Below are 17636 nucleotides of genomic sequence, written 5' to 3'. Positions count from 1 at the left end.
AGGAATGGGAAACTACACGACTATCCCAGGGTTCGAGAGCGTATATCTCGAAGACAGTTGGGTCTTGGGTATACGGGCCGAGCCCGAGCACGTGTCGTTCGAAATGGAGGTTGTGCTCAACCCATCGCACGCTGCCTACACGCCGCCAGTACCGGGAGAGCAGTACTGCTATCGGCGAGCGGTGATTCGCTTCGATCGGGTTGAAGCGCTGAGTTGGACCGGCCAGGGCGTCGTGCTCCCTGCTGTTGACGCGACAGGAGTGCAGGACTTCGGTTCGATCGACCGGTTCGAGGCGGGACCAGGTGAGTATGTGCTGGAGGGCGACTTTGGCCGTGTCGGGATCAAATCCTCCGGGCCGACCCTGGAACTGCTGTCGTGACTTGGCGACTGCTCGGAGGTTCAGTTGTGGGATTAGCGCTTTCCTGTTGCGACCTGCTGAATAGGTACTCTCCGGGAGCTCTACGAAACAGCCATTTCGAGCGAGTGCGCAGTTATCAGCGTCCTGGCCTATCCATGATGAACCTGGCGATCTACCGACAGATGTAGGCGGTGTCGGTGAACACGGCCAGCTACGGATTGATCTCGCGGCTCGCATGGATGTGATCGACCCAGCCCACCTCTTCCGGGGCCCGCCGGTAGTGCCGTGACGTACCGACCGCCGCCAGGGGGCGGCAGGTCAGGGAACCAGCCGGTCCACGATCTCCAGCGTGTCCCCGGTGAAGTGCCCGTCGTCGCGCACCACCAGCGTCCCGCCCAGCCGGTCGAACATCGCCCGCCCCTGGTCGGCGTCGCAGCCGAACTCGTCCGTCATGGAGTTCAGGAACACGAGGTCCCGGGCGTGCGACCGGATCGCATCCCAGTCGTAGGAGTGCTGGAGCACCGGCTCGGGCCCGGGGTTCGGGTTGGTCGAGTAGCCCGCCACGAGCACGGCCTGCGCCACGGTGACGTCGAGGTGCTCCAGGAGCGCCAGCAGCAGCGCCGCCCCGCCCGAGTGCCCCACCAGCACCATGTCCTCGGAGAACGTGTGCGCCGCGAGCACCTTGGGCAGGAACGTCGCGATGGGCTCGACGTTGATGCCGGGGTGGTGCGGCGTCTCGACGTCGTACCCGCGCGCCCGCAGTCGGTCCGCGAGCCACGGGTACCAGATCCAACCCGGCTGGGCGTTGGTCCCGTGGAAGATGATCGCCCCGCGCCCCATCAGCTCTCCCTCGAAGCGAGAGTCGCAGCAGGAACCCCCGAGGGGTCAACCACCAGGTTCACCTGGTCGAGCACCGGCTCGAACCCGATCGCCGCGTACGTCCGGTTCGACACCGGGTTGTCCCGGTCGGTGTAGAGGCAGACCCGGTGCCCGGCGTCGAGCACCCGTTGGGCCACCTCGGCGACGAGCGCCCGGGCGTACCCGCGCCCACGGTGCTCGGCGGGCGTATAGACGGGCCCGATCCGGACCACACCGAACGACGGCGGCCGCGCGCCAGTCAGGTGCACCACCTCGCCGTCGACGTCCCACAGCCACACATCGCCGTCCTCGATCCGTTGCCGGGCGTCGCCGATCCGCAGCGGCTCGGCGTCCGGCGCACGACCGGCCTGGACGTCGGCCTCCGCGTGGAACACGTCGAACCACGCGGTGACCACGTCCAGGTCGTCGAGCGTCGCGAGGCGTGCGCGGCCCGACGGTGCCGGGGCCGGCGCGACGATCCGCGTCGCCTCCCAGAGCCGGTCCGGCCGACCCTCGTGCACGGTCCCGCCCATCGCCCGCAGCGTCTCCTCGGTGAAGGCCCGGACCGCGGCGCTCGAACCGTTCGCCGAGGTCAGGGGCGCCTCGCCGGCCCGGTCCGTACGGTCGAGGGCGGCACGGGCCAGCAGCCGCGCCGCATCGTCGGGCAGGGCAGGCACCCAGACCGTGTGCGGCGGCTCGGCCATGGTGCGCATCGACACTCCCACTACGACGCCGCTCGCGTCCCGCACGACCGCCCACCACATCGGATACTCGGGACGCGGCCGGCCCGATGCGAACAACCGCGCGGCCTTGTGTGTCACTGACGCGACGACGCTCAAGACCACCGGCTCAGCGGCCAGCAGGTCACCGGCGACGTCCAGGACGGCCGCGGGATCGTCAAAGAACTGGACGCTGTGTGCGCTGCTCATGGCGGCATCGTGGCACGCCCGGCGCGATCCGATCGAGAGGTTTCCCGCGGGGCCGAGCCGAGTCGAGGTGTTGGACAGCCGGCATCGGATTGCCGGACGCCAGCGAACCGCAACTTGCCCGCCCATCGATCGGCCGGCCGCGCGCCGAACCGCAAGCTACTTGCCGATCCACGCTCGCCGAACCGCAAGCTAATCGTCGTCGAAGGCGTCCAACCGAACGTTGCGCTTGCTCGGCGGCTCGGATGGACTCGCACCTTGCGGCTCGGCCCATCAACCGACGACCAACTTGCGGTTCGGCGGCGGCCACGCCACCCGCCGGCCTCAGCGGACCAGCCGGACCTCCAGCACGTTCGTGTCGGGGTCGGTGGCCGTGACGCCGTCGGGCAGGAATCCCGCGCGCTGGAGGAACTTGCGTGCCCGCGGGCTGGACGCGAACGTCCACAGCTGGGCCGGGGTGCCGGGCGGGAGGGCGTTCTCCAGCAGGGCGTGGCCGACGTTGGTGCCGTGGAAGTCCGGGTCGACGTACAGCTCGTGCAGCTCGATGGCCCGGGCCGGCGGGTGGCCCAGGTGCGGCCCGGATGGGTTCTTCATCGCGAAACCGACGATCTTCTCGCCCACCTCGGCGACGAGTGCCTTGTTGCCGGCGGCGAGGACACGCATCCAGCCCTCCGTGCGGGTGCCGAGCGTCTCGGTCTCCCAGTGCTCGGGCGGGAGGAGCTCGCCGTACACCGCGCGCCGGGTGGTCCAGTGCACCGCGGCGATACCGACGGCGTCGTCCGGGGTCGAGGCGCGGATATGGAAGTCAGACATGAGTGGAACGGTAACCCGACTACCTGACCATGCGTACCTCGGCGAGGTCAGCGGTGCTCGCGTCGACGACCCGGGCACCCTCCATGACGAACCCGTTGCGCTCGTAGAAGCGGCGGGCCCGCGGGTTGTCCTCCGCCACCCACAGCTGCGCCCCGGTCCCGGGCGGCACGACGGCGTCCAGCAGCGCCTGCCCGACGCCGGTCCCGTGGTACGCCGCCAGGACGTAGAGCAGGTAGAGCTGGCGGTCGCGAACAGGCAGGACGTCCTCCTGCTCGACAGCGTCGCCGGACATCGCGATGCCCACCACCTCGCCGTCGGCGTCGGCGATGACGGGCGCCGCGCCGTTCGAGAGCCACCGCTCCCATGTCGTGGTGCGGCGCTCGAGCGTGGCCGTGGCCCAGAACTCGGGAGGGAGGATCGCCCCGTAGGTCGAGACCCAGGTCGTGTGGTGCACCCGGGCGACCGCGGCGGCATCAGACAGGGTGGCTGTGCGCAAGATCACGACGCGAAACATACTCCCGCGCCGAGGCACCCAATGACACGCGACCAACCACGATCAGGCCACGGCGTCGGACGACGGCGATCAGGCCGGGTGCAGCGTCCCGACCAGGCACTCCTCGATGCCGACAGCCGACAGGAGCATCGACGGCACCGCCGAGAGCCACCCGACTGCGTCGTCCGCGGGCACGAGCCGCACGTCCTTCACCAGGAACTCGGAACCGCCGCGCGTCAGCCGCACCGTCCCGGCGCTCATCGTGTTGCGGGCCCAGTCGGTGCCCGAGCCCCACGGCAGCGGAATCACCGCCACGATCTCCTGCTCGGGCCGGGCCGCGAACGCGACCAGGGGAGTGGTGTACTCCTTGCCGGACTTGCGTCCCGCGTGGTGCAGCACCACCCACGGCGGGATGCGTCCGGCGACGCGGAGCACCCACGGGTTGAGAACCTTGCCTGCCTGGACGACGAACTCTGGAGCGGCCATGGCCCCCATCATCGTTCAGGCGCGAGCATCCGTCAGCCCGGGACACGAATGAGTCCGGGCCTCGACCTCAGCCCTGCTCGAAGGCCAGTACCGGACGCCCCGTGCGCGGGTGCGGCAGCACGTCCAGGCGCACGCCGTAGACCGGCTCCAGCACCGCCGGGACGAGCACGTCGTCGACCGGCCCCGCCGCGACGACCCGGCCGTGGTCGAGCAGCACCAGGTGGTCGCAGGTCGAGGCGGCGAGGTTGAGGTCGTGCAGGGCGGCGACGACGGTCACGCCGTCCGCCGCGAGGTCGCGCAGCACCCGCATGGCTTGCAGCTGGGCGGCGATGTCCAGGTGGTTGGTCGGCTCGTCGAGCAGGAGCAGGCGCGGCTGCTGCGCCAGGGCGCGCGCCATGTGCACGCGCTGGCGCTCGCCGCCCGACAGGGTGCCGACCTCGCGGTCCGCGAGCTCCTTGGCGCCCGCCGCCTCGAGGGCCGCGTGCGCGGCCGCGCGGTCCGCGTCCGAGTCGCCCGCCAGCAGGGAGCGGTGCGGGATCCGGCCCAGCAGCACGGCGTCCAGCACGGACAGCGGCAGGTCGGTGGTGGCGTCCTGCTCGACGAGGGCGAGCACGCGGGCGCGCTCGCGGCGAGGCATCGCGCCCAGGTCGGCCCCGCCGAACGTCGTCTCCGTCGGCGAGACCGACACCGACGCCGGCGACGCGGACGGCCCGGTGGCGGACGGCGCTGCGGCGGACTGCTCGGCCGCCGCCGACGTCGCGCCCGACGGCGACACCGCACGCCCCGCGGCCTGCACTCCTGCCAGGACTCGCAGCAGCGTGGACTTGCCCGACCCGTTCGGGCCGAGCAGCCCGGTGACGGCGCCCGCCGGGGTGAGCACAGCGACACCGTCCAGGATCAGTCGCCCGTCGATCTCCCAGGAGACCCGCCGGGCCGCCAGCCCCGCTCGCTGAGTGCTGGGTACTTGTTCGGTCGGGGCGCCCTCCCCCAACAGATGTCCAGCACTCAACGGCGGTTTCCCTTCCAGAGGAGGAACGCGAAGACAGGGGCGCCGATCGCCGCCGTGACGATCCCGACCGGCAGCTCGCGCGGCTCGAAGATGGTGCGGGCCAGGGTGTCGGCCCAGACCAGGAACGAGGCACCGGCCAGCGCCGACAGCGGCAGCAGCAGCCGGTGCCGCGCGCCCGTGAACAGCCGCACCGCGTGCGGCAGGATCAGCCCGACGAACCCGATGGACCCGCTCTGCGACACGAGCGCCCCGGTCAGCAGGGCGACGCCGATCAGCAGGACCCACCGGGCCCGGTTCACGGGGACGCCGAGGGCGGCGGCCGCAGTGTCCCCGAACGTGAACGCGTCGAGCACGGAGCCGGTCAGCGCGAGCAGCGTGCCGAGCACCAGGACGGCGCCGCCGGCGATCGCCACGGAGGTCCAGGTGGCCGAAGCGACCGAGCCCATCAGCCACGACAGCACCTCGCGGAACGCGTCGCCCTTGGCCGACCAGAAGATCACGAACGACACGGCCGCCGCGCAGAGCTGGCTGATCGCGAGCCCGGCCAGCACCGTGCGGGTGGGCGTGATCGCGCCGAGCGCGCCGGCCAGGGCGAGCGCGAGGGCGAGCGCCCCGACCGCCCCGGCGAACGCCGCGACCGGTAGCAGCAGCGGGACACCCGCCAGCAGCACCAGCACCGCGCCCAGCGACGCGCCCGACGACAGCCCCAGCAGGTACGGGTCGGCGAGCGGGTTGCGCGTCAGCGACTGCATCACCGCGCCGCACAGCGCGAGCCCCGCGCCGACGGCGGCCGCGGTGAGGATCCGGGGCATCCGCAGCTGCCACACCATGCCGTCGCGCAGCGCAGAAAGCGGCTCCAGGCCGAGGAAGCCGTCAACCCCCAGGTGGGTCGCGAGCGACCGGCCCACCTCGGGCAGGGCCAGGTCCGCCGGCCCGATGGTCACCGCGACGCCGACGCTCAGCACGAGGACGAGCGCCGCGGCGGGCAGGGCGAGCCCCGACAGGCTCGACGTCCGGCTCACAGGTCGAGGTCCGCCAGCTGGTCCACCACCGAGGCCACGGCATCCACGTTCCGCACGCCGGCCTCGGTCGCCGGGAACGGCACCACCACGTAGCGACCTTCCTTGACCGCGGTCATCTCACGGGTGGCCGGGTTGGACTCCAGCGTCTCGATCTTCGCGTCCGCGGGGTTCCACGCGGCGTCGACCAGCACGAGCACGTCGGGGTCCGCCTCGACCACGTTCTCCCAGCCCAGCGAGGTCCAGGTGTCGTGGACGTCGGCCGAGACGTTGGTCAGCCCGGCCGCGTCCATGATCATCTGGGGCGCGCCGATGCCCGCGCCCACGTACGGGGTGTCATCGCCCGAGGACCACCACAGCGCCGTCAGGCCGCGGTCGTCGGGCTCGATCGCGTCGAGCGCCGCGCGCTGCTCCTCGACGAGCGCGGCCGCGGCGTCGTCGGCGGCGAACAGGGAGCCGACCTCCTCGATCTCCGCGAACACCGTGTCGAAGGTGAGCGGGTCGGGCATGTACCCGTCCTCCTTGCAGGCGGCGGGGGAGACGTAGGTGGCGACGCCGAGCTTGGCGAGGGTCTCGCGGTCGCCCGCGGTCTCCGCCGTCAGGTTGGACTCCCAGCCGGCGTAGACGAGGTCGGGCTCCAGCTCGAGCGTGGCCTCGGAGCCCGGCGCCTCGGTGGCGAACGGCTCCTCGACGGCGGGCACGGTCTCCAGCGAGTCCGGCACGGGCCCGTCGAGGAACGCCGAGCCGACGATCCGGTCGCCCAGGCCGAGCGCCAGCAGCATCTCCGTGGTGGACGACTTGATGGTCACCACCCGCTCGGGCGGCGCCTCGACCTGGGTCTCGAAGCCGCAGTTGTCGAGGGTGACGGGATAGCTGCCCGACGGCGGCGTCGCGCCCCCGGCGTCGGCCGCACCGGAGGCGGTGGCCGAGCAGGCGGCGAGGGCGAGCGCCGCGGCGGCGGCAATCACGGGCAGGGCAAATTGACGGACGCGGCGGGGGTTCACGCGATGGCTCCAGGGGTCGTCGAACAGCCCACAGCCTGAGCAGCCATGGGTGAGCAGCGACGCGCCATCTCGCGTCCAGGCGGGAAGCGGCTCACACTGAGAGCCACGTCAACGAGCCAAAGCAGGCTCGCGACCCGCCGTCACGATACACCGGCCGGATTCGACCTGGCCCGCGGATTCGCTGTGAGCGTCGCCGCGCGATCCGGGTCCCGTCCGAACGGCTGTGTCAACCGGCGCGCGGTTCGGAACAGTTGTCACGTCCCGGAAACGGATAGGTGCTCGCAGCCGAAACAGGTCCCGGCTTTGCTGATCACCTGCTGAGGCGAGGGAGTTCGAATGAGCACCATCCGAGTTGCGTTCACACAGGCCCGCTGGACCGGCGACAAGGAGTCCATGATCGCCCTCCACGAGGGCTGGGCCCGCGAGGCGGCGAGCCAGGGCGCCCAGGTGATCGCCTTCCAGGAGCTGTTCTACGGCCCGTACTTCGGGATCACGCAGGACCCGGCCTACTACCGGTACGCCGAGCCGGCCGACGGCCCGACGGTCGAGCGGTTCGCGGCGCTCGCGGCCGAGCTGGGCATCGTCATGGTGCTGCCGATCTACGAGGAGGCCCAGCCGGGCGTCCTGTACAACACGGCGGTGGTGGTCGACGCCGACGGCACCGTGCTCGGCAGCTACCGCAAGCACCACATCCCGAACCTCGACAAGTTCTGGGAGAAGTTCTACTTCCGGCCCGGCAACCTGGGCTTCCCGGTCTTCGACACCGCCGTCGGCAAGATCGGCGTCTACATCTGCTACGACCGGCACTTCCCCGAGGGCTGGCGCGAGCTGGCGCTGAACGGCGCGCAGATCGTCTTCAACCCCAACGCGACCAAGCCCGGGCTGTCCAACCGGCTCTGGGAGATCGAGCAGCCGGCCGCCGCGGTCGCCAACGGCTACTTCGTCGTGGCGAACAACCGGGTGGGCCTGGAGGACAACGAGTACGGCGACGAGGCGGTGAACTTCTACGGGTCCTCGTACGCCGTCGGGCCGGACGGGAAGTACGTGGGGGAGATCGCTTCCTCGACCCAGGACGAGCTGGTGGTGCGTGACCTCGACCTCGACCAGGTGCGCGAGGTCCGCGAGCGGTGGCAGTTCTTCCGCGACCGTCGTCCGGACGCCTACACCGCCATCACCGCGCCGTAGCGCGAGGACGCGCCAGAGCGAACCGGACGAACCCTGCACACCCACATGGAGGCACGATGACGACACTCATCACCGGCGGAACGGTCGTGAACGCGACCGGCACGGTCGAGGCGGACGTGCTGATCGACGGCGAGACGGTAGTGGCCGTCGTCGCCCCTGGAAGCACCGCCCTGGGGGCGGACCTGGCGGCGACCGCGGACCGCGTGATCGACGCGACCGGCAAGTACGTGGTGCCCGGCGGTATCGACGCGCACACCCACATGGAGCTGCCGTTCGGCGGCACCGCCGCCAGCGACACGTTCGAGACGGGCACCACCGCCGCGGCGTGGGGCGGCACCACCTCGATAGTCGACTTCGCGGTGCAGCGGCAGGGCGAGCGCGTGCAGGACGGCCTCGAGGCCTGGCACAAGCGCGCGGCCGGCAACTGCGCCATCGACTACTCGTTCCACCAGATCGTCGGCGGGGTGGACGACGACGCGCTCGCCGCGATGCGCACCCTCGTCGACGAGGGCGTCACGAGCTACAAGATGTTCATGGCCTACCCCGGCGTCTTCTACGCCGACGACGCCCAGATCCTGCGCGCCATGCAGGTGGCCCGCGACGAGGGCCTGCTGACGATGATGCACGCCGAGAACGGCCCGGCGATCGACGTCCTGGCCGGCCAGCTCGTGGCGGCGGGCAAGACGGATCCGTACTACCACGGGCTCGCACGGCCCTGGCAGATGGAGGAGGAGGCGACGCACCGGGCGATCATGCTGGCCGACCTCACGGGCGCGCCCCTGTACGTGGTGCACGTCAGCGCCAAGCAGGCGGTCGCCCAGCTCGCGGCCGCCCGCGACGCGGGCAAGAACGTGTTCGGCGAGACCTGCCCGCAGTACCTGTACCTGTCGCTGGAGGAGCAGCTCGGGGCGTCGAGCGAGGAGTTCGGCACGTTCGAGGGCGCGAAGTGGGTGTGCTCCACCCCGTTGCGCGCGCGGGCGGAGGGACACCAGGACGCGATGTGGCAGGCACTGCGCACCAACGACCTGCAGGTGGTCTCCACGGACCACTGCCCGTTCTGCATGAAGGACCAGAAGGAGCTGGGCCGGGGCGACTTCCGGGCCATCCCGAACGGGATCGGCTCCGTGGAGCACCGCATGGACCTGCTCTACCAGGGCGTGGTGACGGGGCGGATCTCGCTCGAACGCTGGGTCGAGCTGTGCTCGGTGACCCCGGCCCGCATGTTCGGCATGTACGGCACCAAGGGCGTGATCCAGCCAGGGGCCGACGCCGACATCGTCGTGTACGACCCCGCGGGGCTCACCACCCTCGGCGTCAGGACGCACCACATGAACATGGACCACTCGGCGTGGGAGGGCTTCGAGGTGGACGGGCACGTCGACGTCGTCCTCTCGCGCGGCGAGGTGGTCGTGGACGACGGCGGGTTCCACGGCCGGGCCGGTCACGGCCGGTTCGTCAAGCGCGGGCTGAGCCAGTACCTGGTCTGACGGCCTCGACAGGCTCGACCGCCGGTAGCAAGGGAGAACTATGGACTTCGGGATAGTGCTGCAGAACGACCCGCCCGCCGCCCGGGTGGTCGACCTGGCCCGCCAGGCGGAGGACCAGGGCTTCGACTACGTGTGGACGTTCGACTCGCACCTGCTGTGGCAGGAGCCGTTCGTGATCTACCCGGCGATCCTGGCGGCCACCCAGCGGGTGATCGTGGGCCCGATGGTGACCAACCCGGCGACACGCGACTCGACGGTGCTCGCCTCGATGTTCGCCACGCTCAACGACACGTACGGCAACCGGACGATCTGCGGCATCGGCCGAGGGGACTCAGCCGTGCGCACGCTGCACGGACGGCCGGCCAGCCTGGCGACCCTCCGGGAGTCGGTGGCCGTGATCAAGGACCTCGGGAACTCCCGGGAGGCCGACGTCAACGGCAGCCCGGTGCGGTTCGCCTGGTCGCACGGCTCCCAGCTCGACGTGTGGGTGGCGGCATACGGGCCCCGGGCGCTCACGCTGGCCGGCGAGGTGGGCGACGGATACATCCTCCAGCTCGCCGACCCGGACATCGCTGCGTGGATGATCGGCGCCGTCCGCGAGGCGGCGGAGGCCGCGGGCCGGGATCCCGAGGCGCTGAAGTTCTGCGTGGCCGCGCCCGCGTACGTGGGCGACGACAAGCCGCACATGCGCGACCAGGTGCGCTGGTTCGGCGGCATGGTCGGCAACCACGTGGCGGAGATCGTGGCGCGGTACGGGGCGGACCCGAGCGGCGGCGCGCACATTCCCGCCGCGCTCACCGACTACATCGAGGGCCGCAAGGGCTACGACTACGCCGAGCACGGCCGGGCCGGCAACACCCACGCGGAGTTCGTGCCCGACGACGTCGTGGACCGGTTCTGCCTGGTCGGCACCCCGGACGAGCACATCGCCCGGCTCAAGGAGCTCGAGGCCCTCGGCTGCGACCAGTTCGCTGTCTACCTGCAGCACGACGGCAAGGAGGAGACCCTGCGGGCCTACGGCGAGACGATCATCCCCGCCATGCAGGGCCACCCGGTGGCGGCCGGATGAGCCCCTCCCGCCGGTCGAGCCCGCCCCGTCGGTCGAGCCCGCCGCGCCGCCTGTCGCGATCGCTCGCCGGCACGGCCGGCGTGCTCGCCCTGGCCGCGGCCTGGGAGGCGTACAAGGCCCTGGTGCCCGACGACGGCTGGGTGCTCGGCGAGGTCCGCGTGCTGCCCCGCACCACCGACGTCGCGATGCCGCACCTGTGGGACATGGCCGCCCGCGCCGCCGAGCCGCTGACCTCCGCGCCCGACTCTCCGCCGCTGTGGCTCGCGACCCTGCAGGGCGCGGGGTTCACGCTCGGCGTCTCGGCGGTGGGCTGGGTGGTCGGGGTGACGTTCGGCCTGCTCGTGGCGGTGCTCATGGCGCGGTTCGTGCCGGCGCGCGCCGGCCTGCTGCCCTGGGTGGTGCTGAGCCAGACGGTGCCCCTCATCGCCATCGCGCCCCTGGTCAAGCGGTGGGGCGCGCAGCTGGAGATCGGCACGTTCGACTGGCAGGACTGGATGTCGGTGGCCGTGATCGCGTCCTACCTGGCGTTCTTCCCGGTCTCGGTCGGGGCACTGCGCGGGTTCACGTCCCCGGACGCCGCCGCCGACGGCGTCCGGCTCGACCTGTTCCGCGCCTACGGCGTCGGCTGGTGGACGACGTTCTGGCGGCTGCGGGCGCCGTCGTCCGTCCCGTACCTGCTGCCCGCGCTGCGGCTGGCCGCCGCGAACGCGGTGGTCGGGACGGTCGTGGCGGAGGTGTCGACGGGGCTGCGGGGCGGGCTCGGCCGGATGATCGTCGAGTTCGGCGCCTCCGCGAGCGCGGACCCGGCCAAGCAGTGGTCGCCCATCGCGGGCGCCGTGCTCGTGGGGCTCGCGGCGACGGGGCTGGTGGCGCTGGTCGCCCTGGGCCTGCGCCGGTATCAGTCAGGAGATGTGGCATGACGGCGGTGGTCGTGTCCGGCGCGGGCCGGGTGTTCGACGGCGGTTCCGGCGCCGGGACGGTGGCCCTGACCGACGTGGACCTCACGGTCGGCGAGGGCGAGCTGGTGTCCCTGATCGGTCCGTCGGGGTGCGGCAAGTCGACGCTGCTGCGTCTGATCGCGGACCTGGACGCCCCGACGTCGGGCAGCGTCGCGGTGTTTGGCAAGACGGCGGAGCGGGCGCGCAAGGACCAGGACTACGGGATCGCGTTCCAGCAGGCCGGCCTGCTGCCGTGGCGGTCGGTGCGGGCCAACGTGGAGCTGCCGATGCAGCTGCGGGGCGCGGGCGGTCTGTCGGGCCGCGCGGAGCGGGCGGCCCGGTCGGCGGAGCTGCTCGCGCTGGTCGGGCTCACGGACTTCGCCGACCACCGGCCGCACCAGCTCTCGGGCGGGATGCAGCAACGGGTGGCGATCGCGCGGGCGCTGGCCCGCAGCCCGCGGCTGCTGCTGATGGACGAGCCGTTCGGCGCGCTCGACGAGATGACGCGCGAGCGGCTGCAGGACGAGCTGCTGCGGATCCGGGCCGCCACCGGGGCGGCGGTCGTCTTCGTGACGCACTCGATAGCGGAGGCCGTGTACCTCTCGGACCGCGTGGTGGTCATGTCGCCCCGGCCCGGCCGGGTGGTGGCGACCCTCGACGTGCCGCTGGGCGGCCCGGCCGACCGGGTCGCGCGCGGCATCGGGCTGCGTGAGGACCCGGCGTACTTCGAGCGGGTCTCGGCCGTGCGCGAGGTGCTGCACTCGGGCGACGCGGCGTCCGACCGGGTGTCGTCGTGAACCGCGCCCGTCGTGGTTGGGGGTGCGACCGGTGCGACATCGCGCCCGGTTCGGGAGCAACGATCGCGCCCACAGCCAAGAGGGGGAGGGGGCGGTGAGGGGTCGGTGGCTCGGGCTGGGTGCGCCCGTCGTCGTCGGCGTGCTGGCCGTAGCGCTCTGGCAGGCGGTCGTGACCGGGCTGGGGATCGAGCCGTTCGTGATCCCGGCGCCGTCGGACATCGCCGCCGAGCTCGCCGCCAACCTCGGCGTCGTCACGGACGCGGCCCTGGCGACGGCGGCCAACGCCCTGCTCGGCCTCGTGCTCGGGACGCTCCTCGCCCTGGTCGGCGCGGGGATCTCGGCGGCGTGGCGCCTCGTCGCCGACGCAGCGAACCCGCTGGTCACGGCCACCGCCGTCGTGCCGATCGTGTGCCTGGCGCCCGTCTTCTACACGATGTTCGGCACCGACGCGCAGACCACGCGCGTCGTCGTCGCGGCGATCGCCGTGTTCGTCCCGGTGTACATCAACACGCTGCGCGGGCTGCGCACCGTCGAGCCCGTGCACCGGGACCTGATGCGCTCCTACGCCGCGACGCCCTGGGAGGCCACGCGGCACGTCACCCTGCCCGGCGCGCTGCCCTTCTTCTTCACCGGGCTGCGGGTCGCGTCCTCGCTCGCCGTCATCTCCGCGCTGGTCGCCGAGTACTTCGGCGGGCCCGTCGACGGCCTCGGCAAGGCCATCACCTCGGCCGTCTCCTCCAGCCGCTACGCCCTGGCCTGGGCGTACGTGCTGGGCGCCGTCGCCACGGGACTCGTCTTCTATGCCGTCACCGCTTTGATCGAGAGGAACACAATGCATCGCAAGAACGTGCTGCGCGCGTCACTGGGCCTGGCCACGACCGTCGCTCTCGCCGGCTGCGCCGCGTCGTCCGCCGAACCGGAGGCCGACGGCCTCACGCCCGTCACCCTGCAGCTGCAGTGGGTGGCCCAGGCGCAGTTCGCCGGGTACTACGCCGCCGTCGACCAGGGCTACTACGCGGACGAGGGCCTGGACGTCACCATCCAGGAGGCCGGCACGGACACCGTGCCGATCGACGTGCTCGCCGCCGGCGACGCCGACTACGCGATCTCCTGGGTGCCGAAGGTGCTCGGGTCCATCGAGCAGGGCACCGAGGTGACCGACGTCGCCCAGGTGTTCGAGCGGTCGGGCACGCTGCAGGTCGCGTTCAAGGACGCCGGGATCACCGAGCCCGCCGACCTCGCGGGCAAGAAGGTGGGCTCCTGGGGCTACGGCAACGAGTGGGAGCTGTTCGCCGGCATGCAGGACGCCGGGATCAAGACCCCCGACGACGTCGAGCTGGTGCAGCAGGCGTTCGACATGAACGGGTTCCTCGCCGGCGACATCGACGCCGCCCAGGCCATGACCTACAACGAGTACGCCCAGATCCTGGAGACCGTGAACCCTGAGACGGGCGAGCTGTACCAGCCCGAGGACCTCGAGGTCATCGACTGGAACGACTACGGGACGGCAATGCTCCAGGACGCCATCTGGGCCGACGCCGGACGCCTGGCCGACGACCAGGAGTACGAGGACACCACCGTCAAGTTCGTCAAGGCATCCCTGAAGGGCTGGGCGTACGTCCGCGACAACCCCGAGGAGGCGGCCGGGATCGTCACCGCGGCGGGCTCCACCCTCGGCACCTCGCACCAGCTCTGGCAGACCAACGAGGTGAACAAGCTGATCTGGCCCTCCACCAGCGGCATCGGCACCGTCAACGCCGACCAGTGGGACCAGACCGTCGAGATCGCGATGGGCACCGAGAACGAGACGGGCGCGACCGTGATCACCGCCGAGCCGCCCGCCACCGCGTACACCAACGAGTACGTCGAGGAGGCGCTCGCGCAGCTCGAGGAGGAGGGCGTGGACGTGGCGGGCACGGACTTCCAGCCCCTCGACGTCGAGCTCACTGAGGGCGGCAGCTGATGGCCGACGACGACTCCCTCGCCATCGCCGCGGCCCGTGACCTGCTGATCCAGTCCTGGTCGCCCAGCTCCGCCGCGCCGACGTTCTCGATCGCCGGCGGCTCCGGGTCCCGGGTGTGGAACCACGCGGGGCAGGAGTGGCTCGACATGTCGTCGATGCTGGTCAACACCAACATCGGGCACCAGCACCCGCGCGTCGTCGAGGCGATAGCGCGCCAGGCGCGCGAGCTGGTGACGGCGTCCCCGGCGCTCGCGGTGCGCGTGCGGGGCGAGGCCGCCGAGCGGGTGCTCGCCCGCGCGCCGTTTGATGGAGGCGGCAAGGTGTTCTTCACGAACGCCGGGGCGGACGCCATCGAGAACGCGATCCGCATGGCGCGCGTGCACACGGGCCGGGACAAGGTCGTGTCGATGTACCGGTCGTACCACGGCAACACGGGCGCCGCGATCGTCGCCACGGGGGACCGGCGGCGGGTGCCGAACGAGTACGCGACCGGGCACGTGCACGCCTTCGGGCCGTACCTGTACCGGTCGGAGTTCTGGTCGGCGTCGGTCGAGGAGGAGTGCGAGCGGGCGCTGCACCACCTGGAGCGCATGATCCAGGCGGAGCTGCCGGACACCGTCGCGGCGATCCTGCTGGAGACCGTCCCCGGGACGGCCGGCATCCTCGTGCCGCCACCCGGCTACCTCGCGGGCGTGCGGCGGATCGCGGACCGGTACGGGATCGTGCTGATCCTGGACGAGGTGATGGCCGGGTTCGGCCGCACGGGCTCGTGGCTCGCCCTGGACCAGCACGACGTTCGCCCCGACCTGGTCGTCTTCGCCAAGGGCGTGAACTCCGGGTACGTGCCAGCGGGCGGGGTGCTGGTGTCGCCAGAGGTCGCGGCGACCTTCGAGGAGCGTGCCTTCCCCGGGGGGCTCACCTACTCGGGGCACCCGCTCGCCATGGCGTCGATTGTCGCGACGCTGGACACGATGGCCGACGAAGGGATCGTCGAGAACGCCGCGCGCGTCGGGGCCGAGGTGCTCGGTCCGGGGCTTGCCGCGATCGCGGAGGCGAACCCGCTGGTCGGGGAGGTGCGCGGTCTCGGCGTCTTCTGGGCGGTCGAGCTCGTCGCGGACCCCGTGACGAAGGAGCCGCTCGGCGCGGCCGCGATGGCGGCGATCAAGAAGGCCCTGCTCGACGGCGGCGTGCTGCCCTTCGTCGCCGACAACCGGGTGCACGTGGTCCCGCCGTGCGTCATCACCCCGGACGAGGCCCGGGAGGGCCTGTCGGTGCTCGACTCGGTCCTGGCGGCCGCGGCGACCGGCCACTGAGGTCTCCCGGCACCACCCCCGCAGATCACAACTGGGCCACGAAGCCCGGCGACCCACTGTGCCCACTTCACCACAACTGGTATTAATCGGGCGGGTGAAATCTGGGGGTGGCCCGATGGGTGAGGTGTCTGAGTGCTAGGGCGCGCGATGGCGGGCGCCGCCGGTGTACTGCTGCTCGGTTTCGGCTGGGAGGGGTACAAGGCCGCGGCGCCCGATGACGGTCTGGTCCTGGGCGGAGTGCGGGTCCTGCCGCGGACCACCGATGCGGCGATGCCGCACCTGTGGGACCTGGCGGCAAGCGCGGGCGAGCCGGTCAGCAGCGCGGCCGGTGCACCGCCGCTGTGGCTCGTGACGCTGCGCGGCGCCGGGTCCTCGCTGGTGCTGGCAACGGCCGGCTGGGTGTGCGGCGTGCTGGTCGGGCTGCTGCTCGCCGTCGTCATGGCCCGCCTGGCCCGGGCTCGCGCGGTGCTGCTGCCGTGGGTGGTGCTGAGCCAGGTGGTGCCCCTGATCGCGGTCGCGCCGCTGGTCGCGCGGCCCGACTCGGCGGACGGGCAGCCGTGGGTGCCGGTCGTGGCCATCGCGTCGTACCTGGCGTTCTTCCCGGTGTCGATCGGTGCCCTGCGCGGGTTCACCGCCCCCGACGACGACCGCGGCGGCCTGTACGTGGACCTGTTCCGGTCGTTCGGCGTCGGCTGGTGGTCGGGGTTCTGGCGGCTGCGGCTGCCGGCGTCGGTCCCGTACCTGCTGCCCGCGCTGCGGCTGGCCGCGGCGAACGCCGTGGCCGGGACCATCGTCGCGGAGGTCTACACGGGCCTGCCGGGAGGCCTGGGTCGTCTGATCGTCGACTTCGGCGCGTCGGCCGCCGCCGATCCCGCCCGGCAGTGGTCGCCGCTGCTCGGCGCGATCCTGGTCGGGCTGGCGACGACGCTGGTCCTGGCGGGCGCTGCGACCGGCCTGCGGCGGTACCGGCCAGGGGAGGCGCGGTGAGCCGGGGCGCGAGCGAGGACCTGGAACCGGACGCGAACCCGGGGGGCGGACCGGCAGTGGCGCCGGACGTAGGTCAGGCAGCGGTGCCGGACGCCGGTCCCGACACCAGCCCACTACCCGAGGCGCCTGCCGCGGTCGAGGTGCGGGGCGCGACCCGCGAGTTCCCGGCCGACGCCGGATCGACGTCCGCGCTGGCAGGTGTGGACCTGGCGGTCGGTGAGGGGGAGCTGGTGTCCCTGATCGGTCCGTCGGGCTGCGGCAAGTCGACGCTGCTGCGCCTGATCGCGGACCTCGACACCCCGACGTCGGGCACCGTTGCCGTGTTCGGCAAGACGCCCGCCCAGGCCCGGGCGGACCAGGACTACGGGATCGTGTTCCAGGAGGCGGGCCTCCTGCCCTGGCGCTCCGTGCAGGCGAATGTCGAGCTGCCGATGCAGCTCCACGGCGAGCCCGCCGTGACCCGGCGCACGCGGGCCCAGAGCCTGCTGGCGCTCGTGGGCCTGGCCGACTTCGCAGGGCACCGCCCGCACCAGCTCTCGGGCGGGATGCAGCAGCGGGTGGCGATCGCGCGGGCCCTGGCCCGCAGTCCTCGGCTGCTGCTGATGGACGAGCCCTTCGGCGCGCTCGACGAGCTGACGCGCGAGCGGATGCAGACCGAGCTGCTGAACCTCCGCGCGGCCACGGGCGCGGCGGTGGTGTTCGTGACGCACTCGATCCAGGAGGCCGTCTACCTGTCGGACCGGGTGGTGGTGCTGTCGCCGCGGCCCGGCCGTGTGGTCGACACGGTCGAGGTGGCCCTCGGCGATCCCGCCGAACGCGCGCAGAGCGGCGGTGCGTTGCGGGGGGACCGGGCGTTCTTCGAGCTGACGTCGGCGGTCCGGGAGGCGCTGCACGCGTCTGGCCGAGCAACTGCAACTACCTGACGGACTGA

At 72.1% G+C, this 17636-nt stretch carries 18 protein-coding genes; 10 read left to right on the top strand and 8 right to left on the bottom strand.

Annotated elements, in window-relative coordinates; all coding sequences use genetic code 11:
• Window positions 1-4 precede the first annotated feature (4 nt).
• A complete protein-coding gene (locus C8K30_RS01620; RefSeq protein ID WP_108491135.1) occupies window positions 5-379 on the top strand; it encodes a hypothetical protein in 375 nt (124 codons plus the stop codon).
• Between the two features lie 297 nt (window positions 380-676).
• Here C8K30_RS01620 and C8K30_RS01615 read toward each other — a convergent pair whose 3' ends face one another.
• The 8 genes from C8K30_RS01615 to C8K30_RS01580 form a co-directional block, all read right to left on the bottom strand.
• Window positions 677-1198 (bottom strand): alpha/beta hydrolase, encoded by a 522-nt coding sequence (locus C8K30_RS01615; protein WP_108491134.1) that lies wholly within the window; start codon window positions 1196-1198, stop codon window positions 677-679.
• The gene (locus C8K30_RS01610; protein ID WP_158280896.1) at window positions 1198-2145 is read right to left on the bottom strand and encodes a GNAT family N-acetyltransferase; all 948 of its coding nucleotides are present in this window, start codon (window positions 2143-2145) and stop codon (window positions 1198-1200) included. The genes C8K30_RS01615 and C8K30_RS01610 overlap by 1 nt, the downstream gene beginning before the upstream one ends.
• A gap of 321 nt (window positions 2146-2466) precedes the next feature.
• Window positions 2467-2955, bottom strand: coding sequence for a GNAT family N-acetyltransferase (locus C8K30_RS01605; protein ID WP_108491132.1), 489 nt, complete (start codon window positions 2953-2955; stop codon window positions 2467-2469).
• Window positions 2956-2974: 19 nt separating this feature from the next.
• On the bottom strand, window positions 2975-3457 hold the full coding sequence (locus C8K30_RS01600; protein WP_233256916.1) for a GNAT family N-acetyltransferase: 483 nt from the start codon (window positions 3455-3457) through the stop codon (window positions 2975-2977).
• Window positions 3458-3538: 81 nt separating this feature from the next.
• Window positions 3539-3934: a nitroreductase family deazaflavin-dependent oxidoreductase gene (locus C8K30_RS01595; RefSeq protein WP_158280895.1), complete on the bottom strand. Its 396-nt coding sequence runs from the start codon at window positions 3932-3934 to the stop codon at window positions 3539-3541.
• Between the two features lie 67 nt (window positions 3935-4001).
• Entirely contained in the window at window positions 4002-4874 is an 873-nt protein-coding gene (locus C8K30_RS01590) for an ATP-binding cassette domain-containing protein (protein ID WP_108491856.1), read from the bottom strand.
• A gap of 65 nt (window positions 4875-4939) precedes the next feature.
• The gene (locus tag C8K30_RS01585; RefSeq protein WP_108491129.1) at window positions 4940-5965 is read right to left on the bottom strand and encodes a putative F420-0 ABC transporter permease subunit; all 1026 of its coding nucleotides are present in this window, start codon (window positions 5963-5965) and stop codon (window positions 4940-4942) included.
• Window positions 5962-6966, bottom strand: coding sequence for a putative F420-0 ABC transporter substrate-binding protein (locus C8K30_RS01580; RefSeq protein WP_108491128.1), 1005 nt, complete (start codon window positions 6964-6966; stop codon window positions 5962-5964). Before C8K30_RS01580 ends, C8K30_RS01585 begins: the two co-directional genes overlap by 4 nt.
• 336 nt (window positions 6967-7302) lie before the next feature.
• On the opposite strand from C8K30_RS01580, the gene C8K30_RS01575 reads away from it, so the two are divergent.
• The 9 genes from C8K30_RS01575 to C8K30_RS01530 all read left to right on the top strand — a co-directional run bounded on the left by C8K30_RS01575 (window position 7303) and on the right by C8K30_RS01530 (window position 17628).
• The gene (locus tag C8K30_RS01575) at window positions 7303-8151 is read left to right on the top strand and encodes a nitrilase-related carbon-nitrogen hydrolase (RefSeq protein WP_108491127.1); all 849 of its coding nucleotides are present in this window, start codon (window positions 7303-7305) and stop codon (window positions 8149-8151) included.
• A gap of 56 nt (window positions 8152-8207) precedes the next feature.
• Complete coding sequence (hydA, locus tag C8K30_RS01570) at window positions 8208-9638, top strand: dihydropyrimidinase (RefSeq protein WP_108491126.1); 1431 nt, start codon at window positions 8208-8210, stop codon at window positions 9636-9638.
• Between the two features lie 40 nt (window positions 9639-9678).
• Window positions 9679-10707 (top strand): TIGR03842 family LLM class F420-dependent oxidoreductase, encoded by a 1029-nt coding sequence (locus C8K30_RS01565; RefSeq protein ID WP_108491125.1) that lies wholly within the window; start codon window positions 9679-9681, stop codon window positions 10705-10707.
• Entirely contained in the window at window positions 10704-11627 is a 924-nt protein-coding gene (locus C8K30_RS01560; RefSeq protein ID WP_108491124.1) for an ABC transporter permease, read from the top strand. The genes C8K30_RS01565 and C8K30_RS01560 overlap by 4 nt, the downstream gene beginning before the upstream one ends.
• Entirely contained in the window at window positions 11624-12442 is an 819-nt protein-coding gene (locus C8K30_RS01555) for an ABC transporter ATP-binding protein (protein WP_108491123.1), read from the top strand. The genes C8K30_RS01560 and C8K30_RS01555 overlap by 4 nt, the downstream gene beginning before the upstream one ends.
• Before the next feature lie 94 nt (window positions 12443-12536).
• Window positions 12537-14405, top strand: coding sequence for an ABC transporter substrate-binding protein (locus tag C8K30_RS31765; protein ID WP_369939099.1), 1869 nt, complete (start codon window positions 12537-12539; stop codon window positions 14403-14405).
• Window positions 14405-15718, top strand: a complete 1314-nt coding sequence (locus C8K30_RS01540) for an aminotransferase class III-fold pyridoxal phosphate-dependent enzyme (RefSeq protein WP_108491122.1) — start codon at window positions 14405-14407, stop codon at window positions 15716-15718. Before C8K30_RS31765 ends, C8K30_RS01540 begins: the two co-directional genes overlap by 1 nt.
• Before the next feature lie 132 nt (window positions 15719-15850).
• Window positions 15851-16705 (top strand): ABC transporter permease, encoded by an 855-nt coding sequence (locus C8K30_RS01535; protein WP_233256915.1) that lies wholly within the window; start codon window positions 15851-15853, stop codon window positions 16703-16705.
• A gap of 83 nt (window positions 16706-16788) precedes the next feature.
• A complete protein-coding gene (locus tag C8K30_RS01530; protein ID WP_108491854.1) occupies window positions 16789-17628 on the top strand; it encodes an ABC transporter ATP-binding protein in 840 nt (279 codons plus the stop codon).
• The last annotated feature ends 8 nt before the right edge of the window (window positions 17629-17636 follow it).

The sequence above is a fragment of the Promicromonospora sp. AC04 genome (assembly GCF_003058225.1).
Classification (GTDB): domain Bacteria; phylum Actinomycetota; class Actinomycetes; order Actinomycetales; family Cellulomonadaceae; genus Promicromonospora.
The sequence above is the reverse complement of the archived record's forward strand: the minus strand, read 5'-3'. Positions and strand labels throughout refer to the sequence as shown.

What these genes read in the sequence shown, in the direction of transcription:
- C8K30_RS01620 (WP_108491135.1), top strand. Translation starts at nt 5, where the DNA reads ATGGGAAACTACACGACTATCCCAGGGTTCGAGAGCGTATATCTCGAA.
- C8K30_RS01615 (WP_108491134.1), bottom strand. Translation starts at nt 1,198, where the DNA reads ATGGGGCGCGGGGCGATCATCTTCCACGGGACCAACGCCCAGCCGGGT.
- C8K30_RS01610 (WP_158280896.1), bottom strand. Translation starts at nt 2,145, where the DNA reads ATGAGCAGCGCACACAGCGTCCAGTTCTTTGACGATCCCGCGGCCGTC.
- C8K30_RS01605 (WP_108491132.1), bottom strand. Translation starts at nt 2,955, where the DNA reads ATGTCTGACTTCCATATCCGCGCCTCGACCCCGGACGACGCCGTCGGT.
- C8K30_RS01595 (WP_158280895.1), bottom strand. Translation starts at nt 3,934, where the DNA reads ATGGCCGCTCCAGAGTTCGTCGTCCAGGCAGGCAAGGTTCTCAACCCG.
- C8K30_RS01575 (WP_108491127.1), top strand. Translation starts at nt 7,303, where the DNA reads ATGAGCACCATCCGAGTTGCGTTCACACAGGCCCGCTGGACCGGCGAC.
- hydA (WP_108491126.1), top strand. Translation starts at nt 8,208, where the DNA reads ATGACGACACTCATCACCGGCGGAACGGTCGTGAACGCGACCGGCACG.
- C8K30_RS01565 (WP_108491125.1), top strand. Translation starts at nt 9,679, where the DNA reads ATGGACTTCGGGATAGTGCTGCAGAACGACCCGCCCGCCGCCCGGGTG.
- C8K30_RS01560 (WP_108491124.1), top strand. Translation starts at nt 10,704, where the DNA reads ATGAGCCCCTCCCGCCGGTCGAGCCCGCCCCGTCGGTCGAGCCCGCCG.
- C8K30_RS01555 (WP_108491123.1), top strand. Translation starts at nt 11,624, where the DNA reads ATGACGGCGGTGGTCGTGTCCGGCGCGGGCCGGGTGTTCGACGGCGGT.
- C8K30_RS01540 (WP_108491122.1), top strand. Translation starts at nt 14,405, where the DNA reads ATGGCCGACGACGACTCCCTCGCCATCGCCGCGGCCCGTGACCTGCTG.